The sequence below is a fragment of the Microbacterium petrolearium genome (assembly GCF_054782875.1).
In genome coordinates, this window is record NZ_BAAGRQ010000001.1 from 137,330 (window position 1) to 158,397 (window position 21,068).

Annotated in this window: 21 protein-coding genes and 1 pseudogene; 12 read left to right on the forward strand and 10 right to left on the reverse strand. The window is 71.9% G+C overall.

The window, feature by feature from the left end:
- The first annotated feature begins 5 nt into the window (after positions 1 to 5).
- From ACYVJ0_RS00635 to ACYVJ0_RS00645, 3 genes are all read left to right on the forward strand, one after another.
- Positions 6 to 647 carry a bifunctional 4-hydroxy-2-oxoglutarate aldolase/2-dehydro-3-deoxy-phosphogluconate aldolase gene (locus ACYVJ0_RS00635; protein WP_344000239.1) on the forward strand — a complete coding sequence of 214 codons (642 nt, stop codon included), beginning with the start codon at positions 6 to 8 and terminating at the stop codon, positions 645 to 647.
- A gap of 166 nt (positions 648 to 813) precedes the next feature.
- Complete coding sequence (locus ACYVJ0_RS00640) at positions 814 to 2,388, forward strand: alpha/beta hydrolase (protein WP_460815315.1); 1,575 nt, start codon at positions 814 to 816, stop codon at positions 2,386 to 2,388.
- Positions 2,389 to 2,464: 76 nt separating this feature from the next.
- Positions 2,465 to 2,683: a hypothetical protein gene (locus ACYVJ0_RS00645; RefSeq protein ID WP_460815316.1), complete on the forward strand. Its 219-nt coding sequence runs from the start codon at positions 2,465 to 2,467 to the stop codon at positions 2,681 to 2,683.
- A gap of 54 nt (positions 2,684 to 2,737) precedes the next feature.
- Here ACYVJ0_RS00645 and glpK read toward each other — a convergent pair whose 3' ends face one another.
- The 3 genes from glpK to ACYVJ0_RS00660 all read right to left on the reverse strand — a co-directional run bounded on the left by glpK (position 2,738) and on the right by ACYVJ0_RS00660 (position 6,789).
- Complete coding sequence (gene glpK / locus ACYVJ0_RS00650; protein WP_460815318.1) at positions 2,738 to 4,252, reverse strand: glycerol kinase GlpK; 1,515 nt, start codon at positions 4,250 to 4,252, stop codon at positions 2,738 to 2,740.
- A gap of 26 nt (positions 4,253 to 4,278) precedes the next feature.
- Entirely contained in the window at positions 4,279 to 5,028 is a 750-nt protein-coding gene (locus ACYVJ0_RS00655; RefSeq protein ID WP_460815319.1) for an MIP/aquaporin family protein, read from the reverse strand.
- A 78-nt stretch (positions 5,029 to 5,106) separates the two neighbouring features.
- Positions 5,107 to 6,789, reverse strand: a complete 1,683-nt coding sequence (locus ACYVJ0_RS00660) for a glycerol-3-phosphate dehydrogenase/oxidase (RefSeq protein ID WP_460815618.1) — start codon at positions 6,787 to 6,789, stop codon at positions 5,107 to 5,109.
- Between the two features lie 108 nt (positions 6,790 to 6,897).
- Between ACYVJ0_RS00660 and ACYVJ0_RS00665 the strand changes: the two genes are divergently transcribed.
- Positions 6,898 to 7,893 carry a sugar-binding transcriptional regulator gene (locus ACYVJ0_RS00665; RefSeq protein ID WP_460815320.1) on the forward strand — a complete coding sequence of 332 codons (996 nt, stop codon included), beginning with the start codon at positions 6,898 to 6,900 and terminating at the stop codon, positions 7,891 to 7,893.
- A 25-nt stretch (positions 7,894 to 7,918) separates the two neighbouring features.
- On the opposite strand, the gene ACYVJ0_RS00670 is transcribed toward ACYVJ0_RS00665, so the two are convergent.
- From ACYVJ0_RS00670 to ACYVJ0_RS00690, 5 genes are read right to left on the reverse strand one after another with little or no spacing between them, the layout of a single operon-like run.
- Entirely contained in the window at positions 7,919 to 8,839 is a 921-nt protein-coding gene (locus ACYVJ0_RS00670; RefSeq protein ID WP_460815322.1) for a siderophore-interacting protein, read from the reverse strand.
- Entirely contained in the window at positions 8,836 to 9,690 is an 855-nt protein-coding gene (locus ACYVJ0_RS00675) for an ABC transporter ATP-binding protein (RefSeq protein ID WP_460815323.1), read from the reverse strand. The genes ACYVJ0_RS00670 and ACYVJ0_RS00675 overlap by 4 nt, the downstream gene beginning before the upstream one ends.
- Positions 9,687 to 10,739, reverse strand: coding sequence for a FecCD family ABC transporter permease (locus ACYVJ0_RS00680; protein ID WP_460815325.1), 1,053 nt, complete (start codon positions 10,737 to 10,739; stop codon positions 9,687 to 9,689). Before ACYVJ0_RS00680 ends, ACYVJ0_RS00675 begins: the two co-directional genes overlap by 4 nt.
- On the reverse strand, positions 10,739 to 11,794 hold the full coding sequence (locus tag ACYVJ0_RS00685; protein ID WP_460815326.1) for a FecCD family ABC transporter permease: 1,056 nt from the start codon (positions 11,792 to 11,794) through the stop codon (positions 10,739 to 10,741). Before ACYVJ0_RS00685 ends, ACYVJ0_RS00680 begins: the two co-directional genes overlap by 1 nt.
- A 10-nt stretch (positions 11,795 to 11,804) precedes the next feature.
- Positions 11,805 to 12,818, reverse strand: a complete 1,014-nt coding sequence (locus tag ACYVJ0_RS00690; protein ID WP_460815328.1) for an iron-siderophore ABC transporter substrate-binding protein — start codon at positions 12,816 to 12,818, stop codon at positions 11,805 to 11,807.
- Between the two features lie 303 nt (positions 12,819 to 13,121).
- Here ACYVJ0_RS00690 and rpsP point away from each other — a divergent pair, with 303 nt between their 5' ends.
- Genes rpsP through trmD form a run of 4 tightly spaced genes read left to right on the forward strand, consistent with a single transcriptional unit; the run spans position 13,122 to position 15,048 of the window.
- Positions 13,122 to 13,538: a 30S ribosomal protein S16 gene (gene rpsP / locus ACYVJ0_RS00695; RefSeq protein ID WP_460815330.1), complete on the forward strand. Its 417-nt coding sequence runs from the start codon at positions 13,122 to 13,124 to the stop codon at positions 13,536 to 13,538.
- Between the two features lie 5 nt (positions 13,539 to 13,543).
- Positions 13,544 to 13,774 carry an RNA-binding protein gene (locus tag ACYVJ0_RS00700; RefSeq protein ID WP_449853283.1) on the forward strand — a complete coding sequence of 77 codons (231 nt, stop codon included), beginning with the start codon at positions 13,544 to 13,546 and terminating at the stop codon, positions 13,772 to 13,774.
- A gap of 1 nt (position 13,775) precedes the next feature.
- Complete coding sequence (rimM, locus tag ACYVJ0_RS00705) at positions 13,776 to 14,357, forward strand: ribosome maturation factor RimM (protein ID WP_460815332.1); 582 nt, start codon at positions 13,776 to 13,778, stop codon at positions 14,355 to 14,357.
- 1 nt (position 14,358) lies between these two features.
- Positions 14,359 to 15,048, forward strand: coding sequence for a tRNA (guanosine(37)-N1)-methyltransferase TrmD (gene trmD / locus ACYVJ0_RS00710; protein ID WP_449853281.1), 690 nt, complete (start codon positions 14,359 to 14,361; stop codon positions 15,046 to 15,048).
- Positions 15,049 to 15,139: 91 nt separating this feature from the next.
- On the opposite strand, the pseudogene nirB reads toward trmD, so the two are convergent.
- Positions 15,140 to 17,541, reverse strand: a pseudogene (gene nirB / locus ACYVJ0_RS00715) (nitrite reductase large subunit NirB); the annotation flags it as partial.
- A 104-nt stretch (positions 17,542 to 17,645) separates the two neighbouring features.
- On the reverse strand, positions 17,646 to 18,419 hold the full coding sequence (gene map, locus ACYVJ0_RS00720) for a type I methionyl aminopeptidase (protein ID WP_460815334.1): 774 nt from the start codon (positions 18,417 to 18,419) through the stop codon (positions 17,646 to 17,648).
- Positions 18,420 to 18,647: 228 nt separating this feature from the next.
- On the opposite strand from map, the gene rplS reads away from it, so the two are divergent.
- The 4 genes from rplS to ACYVJ0_RS00740 all read left to right on the forward strand — a co-directional run bounded on the left by rplS (position 18,648) and on the right by ACYVJ0_RS00740 (position 20,999).
- Positions 18,648 to 18,998, forward strand: a complete 351-nt coding sequence (gene rplS, locus ACYVJ0_RS00725) for a 50S ribosomal protein L19 (protein WP_449853279.1) — start codon at positions 18,648 to 18,650, stop codon at positions 18,996 to 18,998.
- A 196-nt stretch (positions 18,999 to 19,194) separates the two neighbouring features.
- Positions 19,195 to 19,929 carry a signal peptidase I gene (gene lepB / locus ACYVJ0_RS00730; protein ID WP_460815336.1) on the forward strand — a complete coding sequence of 245 codons (735 nt, stop codon included), beginning with the start codon at positions 19,195 to 19,197 and terminating at the stop codon, positions 19,927 to 19,929.
- The gene (locus tag ACYVJ0_RS00735) at positions 19,926 to 20,585 is read left to right on the forward strand and encodes a ribonuclease HII (RefSeq protein WP_449853277.1); all 660 of its coding nucleotides are present in this window, start codon (positions 19,926 to 19,928) and stop codon (positions 20,583 to 20,585) included. The genes lepB and ACYVJ0_RS00735 overlap by 4 nt, the downstream gene beginning before the upstream one ends.
- A gap of 87 nt (positions 20,586 to 20,672) precedes the next feature.
- On the forward strand, positions 20,673 to 20,999 hold the full coding sequence (locus ACYVJ0_RS00740; RefSeq protein WP_449853276.1) for a DUF2469 domain-containing protein: 327 nt from the start codon (positions 20,673 to 20,675) through the stop codon (positions 20,997 to 20,999).
- Positions 21,000 to 21,068: the final 69 nt, after the last annotated feature.

A 21,068-nucleotide genomic window follows, 5' to 3' on the forward strand; every position in this document is an offset into this window, starting at 1 on the left:
AGACCATGGCAGAGGACCGACTGATCCGGGCACGCGACGCCGGGGTGTTCGCGGTGCTGCGCGCGCCCGCCGCCGCCGCGGCCCTCGACGCGATCGACGCGCTCGTGCGCGGCGGCATCATCGGGATCGAGGTGACGTACTCCACGCCCGACGCCGCGGCCGTGATCGCGGAGGCGATCCGGCGCCACGGCGACGTCGCGTACGTGGGCGCGGGGACCGTGACGACGGCGGCGCAGGCGCGCGAGGCGGCGGACGCCGGCGCGGCGTTCCTCGTCAGCCCCGGCACCGTCCCGGCGCTCGCCGCGCAGATGCGCGCCACGGGCGCCGTCGCCATGACCGGCGCGCTCACGCCCACGGAGGTGATGACGGCCACGGCGGCGGGCGTCGACGTCGTGAAGATCTTCCCGGCCTCGGCGGTGGGCCCGTCGTTCCTCCGGGCGCTGCGAGGGCCGTTCCCCGACGTGCCGCTCATGCCCACGGGCGGCGTGACGCCCGAGAACCTGGCGGAGTGGTTCGCGGCGGGCGCCGTGGCCGTCGGCGCGGGAGGCGACCTCGTCCCCGCCTCGGCGCTGGCCGCCGGCGATACCCACGAGGTCACCCGCCGCGCGCGCCTCTTCCGCGACGCGCTGGAGCGCGCCCGCCCCTGAACCGGTGCGCGACGCGCTTTTCCGTCGTGCGGGTTTCGCGACGCGGAAAGAACTTCCATCCTGCGGAGTGCTCGCCAGTCTGAGAGCATCCGCACCCGATCCGGGCGCGGAGCAGCCGGGCACGAATCGAGGAGGATCCGTGACAATCAGAAGAATCTCGGCGGGGGTGGCTCTCGCCGCGCTGCTCGCCATGGCGGGCGCCGATGCATCGCCGGACGCGACGACCAAGGAATATGTTCCCGGCGTCACCGTCGAGGCCGACGAGGAGTCGCCGACCAGGTACACGGCGACCTTCGTGTACGAGCCGGCCGATCCCGGCGTGTCGAAGGTCGTGCTGTACAGCGACACGTTCCTGTTGTGGGACGAGGACGCACCGCGGTACGAGAACGGCACGGGGCTCAACCTCAACAGCGTCTCCGCCGCGGACCGGGAGCGGTACGGCCACCTTCCGCAGGACTACGCCAGCACGCGCTGGCCGGGCGGCGGGTCGGCGAGCTCGCGCCTCGCGGTGGAGCTGGATCACGTGGCCGACGAGGGCGTCTGGGTCACGGAGCTGCCGCTCATGAGCGGTGCGTTCGTGTACAACTACGAGGTCACCGCGAACGGGGTCACGACCTCCCGCCTGGACGATCCCGCGAACCCCGCGCTCGTCAACACCGCCACCGGCGTGCGCAGCCTCTCGAGCTTGGTCTACGTGCCCTATGACGAGCGGCAGGGAACCGAGCCGCATCGGGACCGCAGCCTCGAGCTGCCGCGGACGGACGGGCGCACCGGGAGGGTCGAGACCATCACGTACCCCGCGCTCGACGGCACGCAACAACGGGGGATGAGCGTGTACCTGCCCCACGGGTACGACGCCGACAGGGCCGAGCCCTACCCGGTGCTGTACATCAACATGGGCAACTCCGGCGACCGGTTCGGGAACGAGCTCCGCTGGATGAACGAGGGGGCACTGCCGCACATCGTCGACAACCTCGTGGCGCAGGGCAAGGAGCCCTTCGTCGCGGTGTCGATGAACTACCAGGACTGGTCGCACGACTCCGCGCGGATCGAACCGGACGTGCTCGAGCACGTGCTGCCGTTCGTCGAGGAGAGCTACAACGTCTCCGCCGAGCGCGAGGGGCGCGGGTACGCCGGGCTGAGCATGGGCGCCGCGACGACGGCGAGGTTCTACCTGAACCATCCCGACGTCTTCTCGCAGTACGGGATCTGGAGCAACGGCGTGCAGCCGACCGAGGCGCAGATCGCCGAGATCGCCGAGTACGCCGACTCCACGAGGGTGCACATCGGGCTCGGGGCGTGGGACTTCGTCACGGCGGGGCGCGACATGAGCGCCGCGCTCACCGCCCACGGAATCCCGCACGCCTTCACCGAGATCCCCGGCGGTCACGACTGGGAGCTGTGGCAGCTGATGCTCGCCGACTTCGCGGAGAACCACCTGTGGGAGCCGATCATCGACACCCCCGTCACCGCTGCGCTCGAGCGGCGCGGCGGCGCGGTCTTCCTGCCGGTGTCCGTCACGAACGAGGACTCCGTCGCCGTGGACCTCGTCATCCGCACGCCCCACGGCGACAAGACGTTCGTCAACGTCAAGCCGGGCAGAACGGTGACGCACCCGTTCCGCGTGGGGGCGCTCGAGGCGCCGGCCGGCGCGGTCACCGTGACCGCCACCGGCGTGCGCGACGGAGAGCCGGTCTCCTGGGTCACGACCGCGCGCTACGCGGCGCTCCCGGCCGGTTGACCGCGAAGCGGGGGAACGCGAACGGCCCCGGAGTCGTGAGACTCCGGGGCCGTTCGCCGGGGCGGATCAGTAGGTCATGACGAGCGAGTTCGACACGGAGACGATCGACACGACGACGGCGTTGAGGATGCCGGCGATGTACGGGTTGTTCGTCGAATCGGTCAGCGCGCTGCTCCTGGAGGCCGAACCCGGCTGGATCGTCGCGCTCGCCCTCATGGCGCTCGGCATCGCGATCGCGATCGGCGGCCTTGTCCTCGCCCTCCGGCGTTCCGGCCGGGCACGGGCCGCCGAGTGACCGCACGCGGAACGGCCCCGGGATCGCTCCCGGGGCCGCTCCGTCACTCCTGCGTCAGCGCACGTCCTCGTCGACCCAGTCCATCGACTTCGTCACGGCCTTGCGCCACAGGCGCAGCTGGCGGTCGCGCTCGTCGGCCTCCATCGCGGGCTCCCAGCGGCGATCCTCCTGCCAGTTGGCCGACAGCTCGTCGAGGCTCGACCAGAAGCCGACCGCGAGACCCGCCGCGTACGCCGCGCCGAGCGCGGTCGTCTCCGCGACGACCGGCCGCACGACGGGAACGCCGAGGATGTCGGCCTGGAACTGCATGAGCGCGTCGTTGGCGACCATGCCGCCGTCGACCTTGAGTTCCGACAGATCCACGCCCGCGTCGGCGTTGACCGCGTCGATCACGTCGCGCGTCTGGAACGCCACGGCCTCGAGCGCGGCACGGGCGATGTGGCCCTTGTTCGCGTAGCGGGTGAGGCCGACGAGCGCGCCGCGCGCCTCGGGGTGCCAGTAGGGCGCGAACAGGCCCGAGAACGCCGGCACGAAGTACACGCCGCCGTTGTCGTCGACCGTCTTCGCCAGCCGCTCGACCTCCGGCGCCGACGAGATCAGCCCGAGCTGATCGCGCAGCCACTGGATGAGCGAGCCGGTGACGGCGATCGATCCCTCGAGCGCGTAGTGCGTCGGCTGGTCCCCGAGCTTGTACCCGACGGTCGTGAGCAGCCCGTTCTTCGAGTGGACGATCTCCTCGCCCGTGTTGAAGATGAGGAAGTTGCCCGTGCCGTAGGTGTTCTTGCTCTCGCCGGTCTGGAACGCCGCCTGCCCGAAGGTGGCGGCCTGCTGGTCGCCGAGGATGCCCGCGATGGGCGTCTCGCGCAGCAGCGACGAGCTCTCCGCGGCGCCGTAGACCTCGGACGACGAGCGGATCTCCGGCATCATCGACCGCGGCACGCCGAACGCCTCGAGGATGTCGTCGCGCCACTCGAGCGTCTCCAGATCCATGAAGAGCGTGCGCGAGGCGTTCGTGACGTCGGTCGCGTGCACGCCGCCGTCCGTGCCGCCCGTGAGGTTCCACAGCACCCACGAGTCCGTCGTGCCGAAGAGCAGGTCGCCCGCCTCGGCCTTGGCGCGCGCGCCCTCGACGTTCTCGAGGATCCACGCGATCTTCGTGCCAGAGAAGTACGTGGCCAGCGGCAGGCCGACGATCGGCTTGAAGCGGTCGACCCCGCCATCCGCCGCGAGACGATCGACGATCGCCTGCGTGCGGGTGTCCTGCCACACGATGGCGTTGTACACGGGCTTGCCGGTCGTCCGGTCCCACACCACGGCGGTCTCACGCTGGTTCGTGATGCCGGCCGCGGCGATGTCGTGCCTGGTGAGATCGGCCTTGGCCAGCGCGATGCCGATCACCTCCTGCACGTTGCGCCAGATCTCGAGCGGATCGTGCTCGACCCATCCCGCCTTCGGGAAGATCTGCTCGTGCTCCTTCTGCCCGACCGAGATGATCGAGCCCTTCTTGTCGAAGACGATGGCGCGACTCGACGTCGTGCCCTGGTCGATCGCGATGATGTAGTCAGCCATGGGATTCTCCTTCGAATGGGCGGCGTTCAGCCGAGGCTGAGCAGGGGACGGGCGAGGGCGGCGAGCACGCCGCCGATGAGCGGGCCGACGACGGGCACCCACGAGTAGGCCCAATCGCTCGAGCCCTTGCCCTTGATGGGCAGGATCGCGTGCGCGATGCGCGGACCGAGGTCACGGGCCGGGTTGATGGCGTAGCCCGTGGGGCCGCCGAGCGAGGCGCCGATGCTGACCACGAGGAGCGCGACCGGCAGCGCCGTGAGGGGGCCGAGGCCGCCGGGGGTGCCGACCTCGATGTCGCCCCACTGCGCGAACGCGAAGATGACGAACACGAGCACGAACGTGCCGATGATCTCGGTGACGAGGTTGTGGCCGTACGAGCGGATGGCCGGGCCCGTGGCGAAGACGCCGAGCTTGGCGCCGGGGTCCTCCTCGGCGTCGAGGTGCTGGCGGTACGCCGCCCAGGCGAGCACGGCGCCGATGATCGCACCGATCACCTCGGCGGCGGTGGCCACGAGGAACATCGGGAACGAGATGTCGCCGGCGATCAGCAGGCCGATGCCGACGGCGGGGTTGAGGATCGAGCCGGAGTACAGCGAGACGAGCACACCCGCGAAGACCGCGAGGCCCCATCCCCAGTTGATCATGAGGGTGCCGCCGCCGAGACCCTTCGACTTCGCGAGGATCACGTTGGCGACGACGCCGGCGCCGAGCAGGACCAGCATTCCCGTGCCGACGAGCTCGGACAGGAAGTACAGCCCGAGATTCACTTCATCCATGTCTTCTTCGACCTTTCGGGTTCGTCACGCGGCGCCACTGCCGCGTGAGGGGACGCCAGGGGAGCACCCCGGGCGGGTTCAGGGGATCGTGACGCCGTGCTCCTCGCGCAGCAGCCCGATCGTGTCGGCGAGCTCCTGCTCGCGCTGCTCCTCGTCCCAGCCGAGGATCGGCGCGAGCGCCGCCGCGATGGTGCGCAGCGCCTCGGCGTCGCTCCGGCCGGTGAAGGCGAGCGACGTGCGCCGCAGCACGACGTCGGCGAGGTGGACGACGTGCTCCTCGCGCACCATCCAGTCCAGCTCGCGCGTCGACAGCTCGCCGTTCAGGAGCGGCTCGTCGTCGCCGGCGGACAGGTGCGCCCACACGTCCGCCGCGCGCGTGCCGTAGCGCTCGAGCAGCAGGCGCGTGCGGTCGTCCTCGCCGCCGAGGTGGCGGCGCAGCCACACGGCGCGGTCGCCGAGCGTGCGGGGGTAGTCGCGGCCGCCGCCGATGGCGAGGCCGCGGGTGCTCACGCGGCGCGGCGCGCCGAGGCGCTCGAGCACGCGGGTCGAGAGCGTCTCGCCCAGCGCGCGGAACGTCGTCCACTTGCCTCCGACGAGGCTGAGCACGGGCAGGCCGCCGAGCTCGGTCGCCTCGATGCGGTAGTCGCGCGAGATCTGTCCCGCGACCGTCGCGTCGCTGTGGGGGAGGGGGCGGATGCCGCTGAACTTGTAGACGATCTCGTCGCGCGAGACCGGCACGCCGGGGAAGACGCCGTGGATGAGGTCGAGGAAGTACGACACCTCCTCGTCCGTGCAGCGGGCGGGCTCGCGCGGGTCGGCGGGGATGTCGGTGGTGCCGACCATCGCCATGCCCTTGATCGGGTAGATGAGCACGATGCGGCCGTCCTCGTGCTCGAAGAAGATCTCGCGCCCGCCCGTGGCCTTCACCAGCTCGGGGTTGTCGAGCACGATGTGCGATCCCTTGGTGCCGCCCATGTACGTCGTCTCGTGGCCGAGCGCCTCGTTGGTGAGGTCGGTCCAGGGGCCCGAGGCGTTGACGACGACGTCGGGGGAGACGGTGAACTCCTCGCCCGTGACGTGGTCGCGCAGCACGATCGACGAGCCGTCGCGGCCCACCGCCTCGACGTAGTTGAGGGCGCGGCCGCCGGCGCGCTCCCCGTCGCCGAGCACGTCGAGCGCGAGCCGCTCGGGGTCGTGCATGGAGGCGTCGTAGTACGTGGCCGTGTACTTCACGCCGGGGTTGAGGCGCGGCAGCTCGCGCAGCGAGCGCGAGCGTCCGCGGAAGGTGTGCCAGGGGGTGGCGCGACCGCTGTTGGCGAACAGGTCGTACATCACGAGGCCGGCCTTGATGATGAGCGCGCCGCGCTCGGCGGGCTTGCCCGAGCGCTGGAAGAGGAACCTCATCGGGGCGTTCAGCAGCCCGGAGAACAGCGAGTAGATCGGGATCGTCGTCTTGAGCGGCTTGACGTAGTGCGGCGCCGTCGCGAGCAGGCCGTTGCGCTCGCGCACCGACTCCTGCACGAGGCGGAACTCGCCGTTCTCGAGGTAGCGGATGCCGCCGTGGATCATGTGACTCGAGGCGGCGGAGGCCCCGGAGGCGAAGTCGCCGCGCTCCACGAGGAGCACGTCGATGCCCTGCAGCGCCAGGTCGCGGAAGGTCGCGATGCCGTTGATGCCGCCGCCGATGACGAGCACCTGCGCTCGGCCCGCCTCGCGGATCGTGGCGATCGTCTCCTCGCGGCGGTGCGTGGCTGCAGGCATGCTCATCGGCTCCTCTGCTCGTCGGGCCTGTGGGGGAACTCACGACTAGGCTGGGCGGATCGGAGAGAATGCGCAAGGCGATTGCACGAACGTGCAGGATGGGGCGGCATGTCGGACGTGACGGAGGGCGCGGCCGTCGGCGCGGCGTCGCACGCGAACGATCCGAAGCTCGCGCGCGCGCTTACGGCGGCCCAGCTGTACTACCTGCAGGACCTCACCATGGACGCCATCGCGCGCGAGCTGCACACGTCGCGCTCCTCCGTGTCGCGCCTCATCAGCCACGCGCGCGAGACCGGCCTCGTCGACATCCGCATCCACTCGCCGCTCGAGAAGGGGGCGGCGCTCGAGCAGCAGATCCGCGACCGGTTCGGCATCGCCGCGCACGTGGTCCCCGTGGGACGGGGCGTGAGCGAGGTGGACCGCCTGGAGCGCGTCGCGATGACGGCGGCGCGGCTCATCTCGCAGTTCGTCGACTCCAACATGGCGATCGGCGTCGCGTGGGGATCGACGATCGGGGCGATCAGCCGTCACCTGCCGGCGCGCGACACGCACGGCACGACCGTCGTGCAGCTCAACGGCGCCGGCAACACCCAGACCTCCGGCATCGAGTACGCCAGCGAGATCCTCGACCGCTTCGGTCAGGCGTTCGGCGCGCAGGTGCAGCAGTTCCCGGTGCCCGCCTTCTTCGACGATCCCGCGACGAAGCAGGCCATGTGGCGCGAGCGCAGCACGCGCCGCGTGCTCGGGATCCAGGACCGCATCGACATCGCCATCTTCGGTCTCGGCTCGCCGCTGGCCGAGGTGCCCAGCCGCGTGTACGTGGGCGGCTACCTGGAGCCGGCCGACTACCGCGGGCTGCGGGAGGACGGCGCGGTCGGCGACGTGGCGACCGTGTTCTTCCGCGCGGACGGCACGTGGCAGGACATCGCGCTCAATGCGCGGGCGACGGGGCCGGGCATCGATCGGCTCCGCCGTGTGCCGCGGCGCGTGTGCGTCGTCTCGGGCGCGCCGAAGCTTCCGGCGGTGCGCGGCGCGCTCGCGGCGCAGCTGATCACCGACCTCGTGCTGGACGAGGAGCTGGCGAACCAGCTCGTCGGCGTGTGACCCCGCGCACGTTCGTGCACCGGCCTCACTCGTTCTCGGCGCGTCCCAGTCGCCAGTAGCCCATGAAGGCCACCGCGCGGCGGTCGACGCCCACCTGCTGCACGAGGTGGCGGCGCAGCTGCTTGACGGCGCTCGCCTCGCCCGCGATCCACGCGTACAGCGGCGCCGACTTCAGCGCGGCGCCGCCCTTCGCCGTGCGCGGGACCTCCCACAGCAGGCCCGCGTCGATGTCGATCTCCTCCACCTCGGCGCCGCGGCCCTCGGGGCACAGCACGCCCGCGTGCGCCTCGACGGCGCGCAGCAGGTGGTCGTGGCGCTCGCCCGCGCCGCGCCCCGCGGCGTAGACGCGGAAGCCCGGGTGGGAGGGGAGGTAGGCGCAGTCGCGCTCGTCCGGCACCTCCAGCACGACGACGCCGGTGGCCTCGCGCGGCAGCTGCTCGAGCATGACGGCGATCGCCGGGGCGGCCGTCTCGTCGCCGACGAGCAGGTACTGCTCGGTGCGGGCGGGCGGCACGAAGTCGATGCCCAGGCTCACGCCCTCGTGGTGCACGGTCGGGGCGAAGATCATCACCTCGTCGCCGACGCGGGCGCTCTCGATCCAGGCCGAGGCCGGCCCCTGCACGCCGTGGGCCACCATGTCGATGTCGACCTCGGCCGCCTCGGGGCGCACGGCGCGCGTCGTGTAGGTGCGGAACGGCGAGCGGCTCTCGGCGGGCAGCTCGCGCCAGCGCAGGTACCAGTCCTCGCCGTCGGGCATCGCGTCGAGCGTCGCGGTTTCGGTGGGGAAGACGATCTTCACGCGCTGGTCGAAGCCGGTGTCGGCGTACTCGTGCATGTCGTCGCCGGTGAAGGTGAACCGGCGGAAGCTGGGCGTGAGGTCCTGGATGCGCGCCACGCGGCCGCGGAAGAAGCGGTGGGGCCGGGTGTCGACGGCGGTCATGGTCATGCGGTGGCTCCCTGCGGGGTCGCGGTGGCTGGTCCGGTCGCGGCGGCGTCGCCCTCGACGACGTGGTGACGGCCGCGGGGCAGGATGAGCGGGGTGGCGGAGACGGGATCGGGGATGACGAGGGCGTCGAGCCCGAAGACGTCTCGGATCAGCTCGGCGGTGACGACCTCGCCCGGGGCGCCGGAGGCGAGCAGCCGGCCGTCCCGCATCGCGAACAGGTGGTCGGCGTAGCGGGCGGCCAGGTTGATGTCGTGCAGCACCATCGCGATGGTGGTGCCCCGCTCGCGGTTGAGGTCGGTGAGCAGATCGAGCACCTCGACCTGGTGCGCCAGGTCGAGGTACGTGGTGGGCTCGTCGAGCAGGAGCACCTCGGTCTCCTGCGCCAGCGCCATCGCGATCCACACGCGCTGGCGCTGCCCGCCCGAGAGCTCGTCGACGGGGGCGTCGGCCAGCTCGGTCGTGCCCGTCTCGGCGAGGGCGCGGGCCACGGCCTGCTCGTCCTCGGCCGTCCACGAGCGGAACAGCTTCTGGTGCGGGTGCCGACCGCGCGAGACGAGGTCGGCGACGGCGATCCCCTCGGGCGCGACGGGCATCTGCGGCAGCAGGCCGAGCGTGCGCGCGAGCTGCTTGGTCGGGACCTCGCCGATGGCCGCGCCGTCGAGCACGACCGAGCCGGCCTGCGGCGTGATCAGGCGCGCGAGCGTCTTCAGCAGCGTGGACTTGCCGGAGGCGTTGGCGCCCACGATGACGCTGATCTTGCCCGGCGGCAGCGCGAGGTCGACGCCGTCGACGATCGTGACGGCGCCGTAGCCGGCGCGGAGGCCGTGGGCCTCGAGGACGTGTGCGGTCATGAGCGACCTCGCTTGGCGGATCGGATGAGCAGATACAGGAGGTACGGAGCGCCGAGGACGCCGGTGATGACGCCGACGGGGAACCGGGTGCCGAAGGCGAACTGCCCGAGCAGGTCGGCCGCCAGCACGAGGCAGGCGCCCACGAGCGCCGACGGCACGACGAGCGACGAGCCCGCGCCCATGATGCGCGCGGCGATCGGCCCCGCCAGGAACGCGACGAAGGCGATCGGCCCGGTGGTGGCGGTGGCGAAGCACGCCAGGGCGACGGCGCACACGATGAGGAGCACGCGCGCGCGGTCCACGCGCACGCCGAGCGCGGTGGCCGACGCGTCGCCCAGCGCCAGGGCGTCGAGGTCGCGCGAGAGCAGCAGCACGAGCGGCACGAGCACGACGACGGCGACGAGCAGCGGGGGCACGTCCTCCATCCGCGAGCCGTTGAGGCTGCCGGTGAGCCAGCGCATCGCGGTGGCGACGTCCCACTCGGCGGCGCGCTGGATGAGGTACGACACGACGGCGTCGAGCATGGCGCCCACGCCGATGCCGATGAGGATCAGGCGGCCGCCCGTGGAGTCGCCGCCGCGCGCGGCCAGATAGATGACGACCGCGGTGGCGATGCCCACGGCCAGCGCGAACACCATCGTCACGCCGCCCGACAGGTGCAGGACGACGAGCGCGAGCACGGCGGCGGCGCTCGCGCCAGACGTGATGCCGATGACGTCCGGGCTCGCCAGCGGATTGCGCAGCAGCGTCTGGAACGTCGAGCCCGCGATGCCGAGCGCGATGCCCGCGAGCACGCCCGTGACGGCGCGCGGGATCCGCAGCCGCCCGACGGTGAACGACGCGCCCGGCACGTCCTGGCCCGCCATGACGGCGAGCACATCGGAGACGGGGTAGATCGTCGTTCCGAGCATCACCATCGCGACGACGAGCGCGACGAGCAGGACGGACAGGATCGAGATGCCGACGACGCGGCGCCGCGCGCGCCGGAAGCGGCCGCGGCGCAGCGCCGCGATGTCGGTCGCGGCGGCGGGGGCGAGGGCGACGGCCATCAGAGCGCCCTCATCCGGGTGCGGCGGGCGATGACGACGAGCACGGGCGCGCCGAGGAAGGCCGTGAGGATGCCGGCCTCGACCTCGCCGGGCGAGCCGAGCACGCGCCCCGCCGTGTCGGCGAGCGTGAGCAGCACGGCGCCGCCGAGGGCGGACAGCGGCAGCAGCCAGCGCTGGTCCGGGCCCGAGACGAGCCGCACGACGTGCGGGATCATGAGGCCGACGAACGCGATCGGCCCGGCGACGGCGGTCACCCCGGCGCACAGCACCACGCCGGCGATCGCGGCGACCGCGCGGGTGCGGCCGACCTTGACGCCCAGCCCCACGGCGACGTCGTCGCCGAGGGCGAGGGCGTTCAGCGCCGGCGCGAGGGCGAAGGCCGCGGCGGCGGCGACGGCGAGCAGCGGCGCGACGATGCCGATGTTCTCCCACGAGGCCCCGCCCACGCCGCCGACCTGCCAGAAGCGGAACTCGGTCATGGCCTGCGCGCGCGGCAGCAGCACGGCGCTCACGAGCGACGACAGCGCCGCGGTCGTCGCCGCGCCCGCGAGGGCGAGCTTGATGGGCGTGGCGCCGCCCGGCCCGACCGACCCCACGAGGTAGACGAAGGCGGCGGCGAGCAGGCTGCCGGTCAGCGCCAGGCCGAGGAACTGGAACGCCGTGGTCATGCCGAACAGCGCCATGCCGCACACGACGAACAGCGCGGCGCCGGTGTTGACGCCCAGGATCCCCGGATCGGCGATCGGGTTGCGGGTGATCGCCTGCATGACGGCGCCCGACATCGCGAGCGCGGCTCCGGCCAGGAGCGCGAGCACCGTGCGCGGGATGCGCTCCTGCACGGCGATCGCCCCGATGTCGGCCGCGACCTCGCCGCGGGTCCACGCCCACAGCCCCTCGACGACCTCGGCGAGGCTGACGAAGCGCGAGCCGAAGGCGAGGGAGAGGACGATCGAGAGCCCGACCGCGGCGATGCCTGCCGCGAGGACGACGCCGCGCCGGGGCGCCCGCACCGTGGTGGTGGGGGCGCCCCGGCGTGCGGCCAGGCCGATCGTCACAGGTGCCGTCTCACTCCGCCGTGGCGACGGCGTCAGAGAGCAGCCCGACGTACTCGTCGAGCATCCACGGGATCGACAGCGCGGTCGCGCTCACGGCGCCGCTGAGCGGCTCGCCCGCGCCGACCGTGACGACCGCGCCGTTGCGCACCGCGGGCACCGTGCTCCACAGCGGATCGGCCTGCAGGGCCGCCAGCAGCGACTCGTGGCCGTAGGTCACGATGACGTCGACATCGGCCAGCTGGTCGGCGTTGTCGGCGGCGATGTCGGCGTAGAAGGTGCCGCTCTCGGCCGCATCGATGGCGACCTGCGGCATGTCGAAGCCGAGGTCGCCGAGGAACGCCGAGCGCACGTCGCCGTCGGTGTAGACGGAGGTGGTCGACAGGTCGGCCTCGTTGAAGGAGAAGAACGCCGCGGTCTTGCCCTCGAAGCCGGCTTCGGCCGTGGCATCGGCGATCTGCTGCTCGAGGTCGGCGATGAGCTCCTCGCCCTCGGCCTTCATGCCGAGCGCCTCGGAGTTGAGTGCGATCGACTCGCGCCAGCCGGTGAGCCAGGGCACGCCGGGGTGCGCGACGACGGGGGCGATCTCGCTGAGGGTCGCGTAGTCCTCCTCGCTCAGGCCCGACTGCGCGGCGATGATGACGTCGGGCGCGGCGTCGGCGATGGCCTCGAAGTCCACGCCGTCGGTCGTGTCGAAGATCACGGGATCCTCGGCGCCGAGCTCGGCGTACGCGTCGAGCGACCACTCGTAGATGCCGAGGCCGTCGCTGCCGTCCATCGACCAGGTCTGGTCGTCGACGCCCACCGGCGCGATCCCGAGCGCGAGCGCGGTGTCGTGGTTGCCCCAGCCGACCGCCGCCACCCGCTCCGGGTGCGCCGGCACCTCGGTGGTGCCGAGCGCGTGCTCGACCGTGGTGGTGTCGTCGGAGCCGCCGCCGGCGTCCGCGGTGGTGTCGGCGGCGCACGAGGCGAGCAGTGCGAGGGACGCGGCGCCGGTGACGAGAGCGATGAGGGGCCTGCGGACCACGGGGGCCTCACTTTCGGAGGTGGCACATCAGCGGGTAGAGGTGAGGCTCACCTAACTTCGGGAGCCTCAAGCAAGGTTCACCTAACTCGACGCGATGTGCAAGTTCCGAATCATTCGCGAGAAGGCGACACGGTGCGGTCCGGGATTCGTCGCGGGCCGACGGATCTGGCAGAATAGAGGTTTGGAGCGCGCGCTCGACCCTCTATCCAGCGCAGCGATCCACCCTTTTGAGCTTCCCGCCGGCGTGCATGACCCCACGCACCGGCGAATGGTTCGTTCACTTTCACACACCACAGGAGAATCGTGGCTGTCAAGATCCGTCTGAAGCGCCTGGGCAAGATCCGCGCACCGTACTACCGCATCGTCGTCGCCGACTCGCGCACCAAGCGCGACGGTCGCGTGATCGAGGAGATCGGCAAGTACCACCCCACCGAGGAGCCCTCGTTCATCGAGGTCGACTCGGAGCGCGCGCAGTACTGGCTGTCGGTCGGCGCCCAGCCGACCGAGCAGGTCCGCGCCATCCTCAAGCTCACGGGCGACTGGGGCACCTTCAAGGGCGAGAAGGACGCGAAGTCCACCGTCCAGGTCAAGGGCGAGAAGCCGGCGTTCGAGATCGACGCCAGCAAGAAGTCGGTCGTCAAGCCCAAGGTCGAGAAGAAGGCGGAGGAGCCCACCGAGGCTCCCGCCGAGGCCGAGGCTCCGGCCGAGACCGCCGAGTAATCGCCGTGCTGGCCGCCGCGCTCGAGCACGTCGTCAAGGGGATCGTGGATCGCCCGGACGACGTGCGCATCGTGTCCTCCTCGTCCCCGCGGGGCGACGTGCTCGAAGTGCACGTCGCCGCCGAGGACCGGGGGCGCGTGATCGGGCGCGGCGGTCGGACCGCGAAGGCGCTGCGCACCGTCGTGGCGGCGCTCGCGGACGGCAAGCGCGTGCGCGTCGACGTCGCGGACGGCTGACGTGGCGACACCGCGCGCAGGGAGGACGCAGCTCCGCGTCGGTCGCCTGCTGAAGGCTCACGGCCTCAAGGGCGCCCTCAAGGTGGAGCTGTACACCGACGACCCCGACCGGCGCTTCGTGCCGGGGGCGTCGTTCACGCTGCAGGTGCCCGAGGGCTCCAAGTGGCACGGCAGGAGCGTGACCGTCCGTGAGTTCAAGTGGATGAACGGGCACCCCGTGGTCTTCCTCGAGGGAGTCGAGGACCGCAACGAGGCCGAGACGCTCGTCCGGGCGATCCTGTGGGTCGACCAGGATCAGGACGAGCCGGCCGAACCCGACGCCTGGTACGACCACCAGCTGGTCGGGCTGGACGTGATCCGCGAGGGATCCGTGGTGGGCAAGGTGGCCCGCGTCGATCACTTCCCGGCGCAGGATCTGCTCATCGTCAAGTCCGGCGACCGGGAGGTCATGGTCCCGTTCGTCGCGGCGATCGTGCCCGAGGTCGACGTGGAGGGCGGCCGCATCGTCGTGACGCCGCCCGCCGGCCTGTTCGAGGAGCTGCCGGACGAGCCGCCGGCGGACGAGGACGCCGCCGAGAGCTGACATGCGCATCGACATCGTCACGATCTTCCCGGCGTTCTTCGATGTGCTCGGCGTCTCGCTCGTCGGCAAGGCGCGCGAGCGCGGCCTGCTGGACGTGCGCGTGCACGACCTGCGCGACTGGACGCACGACCGGCACCGCACGGTCGACGACACCCCGTACGGCGGCGGCGCCGGCATGGTCATGAAGCCGGAGCCCTGGGGCGAGGCGCTCGACGAGATCCTGGGCGACGACGCCGTGCTCATCGTGCCGTCGCCCGCGGGGGAGCGCTTCACACAGCGCATGGCACGCGAGCTGGCCGAGGAGTCGCAGCTCGCGTTCGCGTGCGGGCGGTACGAGGGCATCGACCAGCGCGTCATCGACGAGTACGCCGAGCGGGGCCGCGTGCGCCTCGTGAGCCTCGGCGACTACGTGCTCAACGGCGGCGAGGTCGCCGCGATGGCGATGATCGAGGCCGTCGCGCGGCTCATTCCCGGCATGGTCGGCAACCCCGAGAGCCTCGTGGAGGAGTCGCACGAGGACGCGGGGCTGCTGGAGTACCCGATCTACACCAAGCCCGCCGTCTGGCGCGGGCGGGAGGTGCCCGACGTGCTGCTCAGCGGCAACCATGCGCGGGTGGCGGCGTGGCGGCGCGAGCAGAGCCTGGAGCGCACGCGACGCGTGCGGCCCGACCTGCTTCCGGACGGCGACTGAGCGCGTTCTCACACCCGCGCACCGCGCGCGACAGGCTCATTCGCGCGTTCATGGGCGGCGCGATCCTCGCCCTCGCTGCCGCATTCGCCATCACCGTGTCGACGCACTCGTCCTCGTAGCCGGCGACGTGCCTGGCCATGGCCGCATCGAGGTCGGCGCAGATGCCGAGGGAATCCTCGAAGATCACCCGCCGCAGCTCGTCGATGCCGCCCTCGAGCTCCGCGACCCACGGGGCCGTGCGCTGCAGCCGGTCGGCAGTGCGGATGTAGTAGAGGAAGAACCGGTCGATGGCGGTGATCAGCTCGGCGTCGCTCAGGCCCTCGGCGAGCAGCTGGGCGTGCCGCGGCGTGAAGCCGCCGTTGCCGCCCACGTACATGTTCCAGCCCTTCTCGGTCGCGATGACGCCGACGTCCTTGCCCCGCGCCTCGGCGCACTCCCTGGCGCAGCCGGAGACGCCCAGCTTGAGCTTGTGCGGGGCGCGCAGGCCCCGATAGCGCAGCTCGAGGCGCACGGCCATGCCGACGGCGTCGAGCACGCCGTAGCGGCACCAGGTCGACCCCACGCACGACTTCACCGTGCGCAGCGACTTGCCGTACGCGTGGCCCGACTCGAAGCCCGCGTCGACGAGGCGCTGCCAGATGAGCGGCAGCTGCTCGAGCCGCGCGCCGAACATGTCGATCCGCTGCCCGCCGGTGATCTTCGTGTACAGGCCGAAGTCCTTCGCCACCTGCCCGACCGCGATGAGCCCCTCGGGCGTGACCTCGCCGCCCGGCATGCGCGGCACGACCGAGTACGAGCCGTCGCGCTGCATGTTGGCCATCACGTGATCGTTCGTGTCCTGCAGCGCGGCGTTCTCGCCGTCGAGAACGTGCCGGCCCACGAGGCCGGCGAGGATGCTCGCGATTGCGGGCTTGCACACATCGCAGCCGCGCCCGCGGCCGAAGCGGGCGATGATCGCGCTGAAGGTCGTCAGCTCCGACACGAGGATCGCGTCGAAGAGCTGCCGGCGCGAGAGGTCGAAGTGCTCGCACATCGCGCTGCTCACGGTCTGCCCGAGCGCCGCCAGCTCGGTGCCGACGATCTTCTTCACGGCGACGACGCACGATCCGCACGTCGCGCCGGCCTTGGTGCACGCCTTCACCGCCGCGGCGTCGGCGCAGCCGTCGTCGTGCACGGCGCCGCGGATGCGCCCGGCGGTCACGCCCGAGCACGAGCACACGACGGCGTCGTCCGGCAGCTCCGCCGAGGGCGCCTCGACGCCGTCCGACGGCAGCAGGTAGGCCGCCGGATCGGCCCCGAGCGGGCGGCCGACGAGCGGGCGGAGCGACCCGTAGGCCGACGCGTCGCCCACGAGGATGCCGCCCAGCAGCGTCTGGGCGTCATCGGACAGCACGAGCTTCTTGTAGATGCCGGCGACCGGATCGGTGTAGACGACGTCGAGCGCGCCCGGTGCGGCCGCCGTCGCGTCGCCGAAGCTGGCCACGTCGACGCCCGAGAGCTTGAGCTTGGTGGACTCGTCGTAGCCGGGGAAGCGCGCGTCGCCGCCCGCGAGCCGATCGGCCACGACCTCGGCCATGGCGTAGCCGGGCGCGACGAGGCCGACGCAGCGGCCGTCGTAGCTCGCCACCTCGCCGATCGCGTAGACGGCGGGGTCGGCGGTGCGGCACGCGTCGTCGATGACGACCCCGCCGTACGGGGCGCACGGCAGCTCGGCCTCGCGCGCGACGGCGTCGTTCGCCCGCACGCCGACGGTGAACACGACGACGTCCGCGGCGTCGTAGCTGCCGTCCTGCAGCTCGAGCCCGGCCACCTGGCCCGTGCGATCCGGATCCAGCCGGGTCGTCCGCGCGCCGGTGCGCACGCCGATCCCCCGCCGCTCGATGAGGCGGCCGAGCACCTCGCCGGCCGGCCGGTCCAGCTGCGCCGACATCAGGTGCGTGCCCGACTGGAGCACCGTGGCCGCGACGCCGAGCCCCTGCAGCGCACCGGCCGCCTCGAGCCCCAGCAGCCCGCCGCCCACGACGCGGCCCACGAGCGGGCGGCCGAGCTCGGCGGCGCGGCGGCGCACGAAGGACTCCAGCGCGCGCAGATCGTCGAGCGTGCGGTACACGAAGCAGCCGGGCAGGTCCGCGCCGTCCACGGCGGGGCGCGGTGCGAAAGCCCGTCGCCAGCACGAGGGCGTCGTAGGGGTGCTCGGCCCGCGACGCGGTGCGCACGGTGCGCCGCGCCCGATCGATCGCGGTCACGCGGCACGAAGCACACGCGCTCGTCGTCGAGGGGCGCGCGCTCGAGCGTGAGATCGTCGGGGGCGCGGCCCTCGAAGTACGCCGTGAGGCCGACGCGGTCATAGGGGAGCCGGCCCTCGTCGCCGATCACCGTGATCCGCCGCGGAGCGTCGTCGCGGGCCAGCAGGCTCTCGACGAGGCGATGCGCGACCATGCCGGCGCCGACCACGACGACCTGCTGCGGGACTGCGGGGGAGGGAGCGCTCATGCGGCCAGGCTAGGAACCGCGTGTTTCCGGCCCCGCGCCCGGGAATTACCTCGCGCGAACGAAACCCTCACATCCCGCCGTGCGGCGGCGTGAGCCGCGCCCGATCAGAGGTGCGAGCGGTCGGTGAGGATGATCGGGCCGTCCTCGGTGATCGCGACGGTGTGCTCGGAGTGCGCCCCGCGCGATCCGTCCACGGCGCGCAGCGTCCAGCCGTCCGGGTCGGTGAACAGCTCGTCGGTGGTCTGCAGCAGCCAGGGCTCGAGGGCGAGGACGAGGCCGGGCTTGAGCGGGTAGCCGCGGCCCGCGCGCCCGTCGTTCGGCACGTGCGGGTCGCCGTGCATCGTCCGGCCCACGCCGTGGCCGCCGAAGTCGGTGTTGATGGAGTAGCCGTCGCCGTGCGCGACCGCCGCGATGGCCGCCGAGATGTCGCCGATCCGGTTGCCGACGACGGCGGCGGCGATGGCGGCGTCGAGCGCGCGCTCGGTGGTCTCGATGAGGCGCAGGTCCTCGTCGCGCGGCGCGCCGACGATGAACGACACGGCGGAGTCCGCCACCCAGCCGTCGACGGAGACGGCGAAGTCGAGGGTGACGAGATCGCCGTCGCGCAGGTTGTAGTCGAACGGCAGCCCGTGCAGCACGGCGTCGTTGATCGACGTGCAGATGACCTTGCCGAAGGGCATGGCGCCGAACGACGGGTGGTAGTCGATGTAGCAGGACTCGGCGCCGGCGGCGCGGATCATGTCGTGCGCGCGCCGATCGATGTCGAGCAGGTTGGTGCCGACCTTCGTCTCGTCCTTCAGGGTGGCGAGCGTCTCGGCGACGAAGCGGCCGGCGGGCCGCATCTGCTCGATCTCGGCGGGCGTGCGCAGTTCGATCATGCGATCCATTCTCCCGGATGATCCGGGAGCGGACGCCGTGCGCTCCCATTTGGGCCGCTCGCCGATCCGTGGCAGAATGGACAGCTGTGCCGTGGCACGGTGCGCCGTTGCGCGCCGCCGCTTCGGTTCTGCCTCAGGGGAGCCGAGGGCCGGGATCCGGCCTCACCGCACGAGAATCTACTTCCTTCGATGGCGGTCGACCTGTGGCGGCCGCAGAAAGATTGCGCCATGAACCTCATTGACGCCGTCGACGCGGCATCGCTGCGTACCGACATCCCCGCGTTCGGCCCCGGCGACACCGTCAAGGTGCACGTGAACATCGTCGAGGGCTCGCGCTCGCGTGTCCAGGTCTTCCAGGGCGTCGTGATCGCCCGCCAGGGCGGCGGCGTGCGCGAGACCTTCACGGTCCGCAAGATCAGCTTCCAGGTGGGCGTGGAGCGCACGTTCCCGGTGCACTCGCCGGTCATCGACAAGATCGAGGTCGTCACCCGCGGTGACGTGCGTCGCGCGAAGCTGTACTACCTGCGCGAGCTGCGCGGCAAGAAGGCGAAGATCAAGGAGAAGCGCACCAACGCGTGACCCCTTCCGAAGCGCCCCGGTCTGTCGGACCGGGGCGCTTTCGCGTTCCCGGCCTCAGCGAGACAGCAACTGTGCGCCGAGACAGTGTGCACGCGCCGCTGTCTCGGCGCGCAAATGCTGTTTCGCCGAGGGGAGTGCACGGCGGGATGTGCGACGCTTGAAGCAGCGCCCGCTCCGGGGCCTGACGAAGGATCACATGAGCAGTTCAGACACCGCCGACGCCGCGCCCCGTACCCGCCGCCGCGGGATCGCCCTCTTCGCGCGGGACATCCTCGTGATCGTCGTGATCGCCGTCGTGGTGTCGTTCCTCGTGAAGACGTTCGTCGTCCGCTCGTTCTACATCCCATCCCCGTCGATGGAGGACACGCTTCTCATCGACGACCGGATCCTCGTGGACGAGCTGACGCCCAACTGGAACGAGTACGAGCGCGGCGAGATCGTCGTGTTCGCGGATCCGGGCGGATGGCTCGACACGCCTCCCCCGGCGGAGCGCACGCCCATCGAGGAGGGCATCGACTGGTTCCTCACGCTCATCGGCATCTCCGCCTCGGACTCCGAGGATCACCTCGTCAAGCGCGTCGTGGGGCTTCCCGGCGATCACGTGGTGTGCTGCAACGGTCTCGGGCAGATCACCGTGAACGGTCAGGCCGTCGACGAGCTGGGCTACCTCAAACTGCCCGCCGGCGACACGCAGGCCTCGAACGATCCGTTCGACGTCGTGGTGCCCGAGGGCTCGCTGTGGGTCATGGGCGACAACCGCGACCGCTCGAAGGATTCCCGCTACAACAGGGAACAGCCGGGCGACGGCTTCGTGCCGATCGACAACGTCGTGGGGCGGGTGTTCCTGCGCACGTGGCCTCTGGATCGCTTCGGGCCGATCGAGGGGACGAAGGCGTTCCAGAGCGTGCCGGATCCGGAGAGCGCGCAGTGACCGTCGTCGCGCCGCGCCTGACGCTCGAGCGGCGGCTGCTGCGCGAGACCCCGCTCGTGTTCGCGTGCGACGAGGTCGGCCGCGGCGCGCTGGCGGGGCCCGTCGCGGTGGGGGCCTCGGTGATCGACGCCGCCGACGCGCGCCGGCGCGTGCCGGAGGGATTGCGCGACTCCAAGCTCGTCTCGGAGCCGCGCCGCCCCGAGGTGGCCGCACGCGCCGCCTCGTGGGTGCGCGCGAGCGCCGTGGGCTGGGCGTCGGCCGCCGAGATCGACGAGATCGGGATCATCCGGGCGCTCGGGCTGGCGGCGCTGCGCGCCCTCGCCGCCGTCGAGGAGCAGGGCTTCGCCGCCGCCGCGGGCGTCGTGCTGCTGGACGGCAACCACGACTACATCACACCGGCCGGCGGCCGGGGGCTCGACGTGCGCCCCGTCGTGAAGGGCGACCGCGACTGTGCGTCGATCTCGGCCGCGTCGGTGATCGCGAAGGTCGCGCGGGATGCGCACATGACGCTGCTGCACGACGACCACCCGCCGTACGAGTGGGGCCGCAACAAGGGCTACGCGAGCGCCGTGCACCGCGACGCGATCCGAGAGCACGGCCTCAGCCCGCACCACCGCCGCTCGTGGGCGATCGCCGACGCCCCGACGCTGTTCTGACGCGCCCGATCGGCGGCGCCCGGTGCCGTCGGCGGCGCGCGGCGGCGTGGATCCGCCGACCCCACCGGCACATAGGATGGACGCACCATGGATGACGATGTCTTCGAGGACTATGACCGCGAACTCGAGCTGGCGCTGTACCGCGAGTATCGCGACGTCGTCGGTCAGTTCCAGTACGTGATCGAGACCGAGCGCCGCTTCTACCTCGCGAACGAGGTCTCCGTCGTCCGCCACGACACCGAGAACGACTTCTACTTCGAGCTCACGATGAGCGACGTGTGGGTGTGGGACATCTACCGCGCCGACCGCTTCGTGAAGTCGGTGCGCGTGCTGACGTTCAAGGACGTCAACATCGAGGAGCTGACCCGGCGCGACTTCCAGCTGCCGGAGGACCTCTCGCTCGACGGCAAGTGAGCCTGCCGCTCCGGCGCGCTCGCCTCGCTCACAGCTGACGGATCCGGCCGCACCGGCCCGATCCATCCA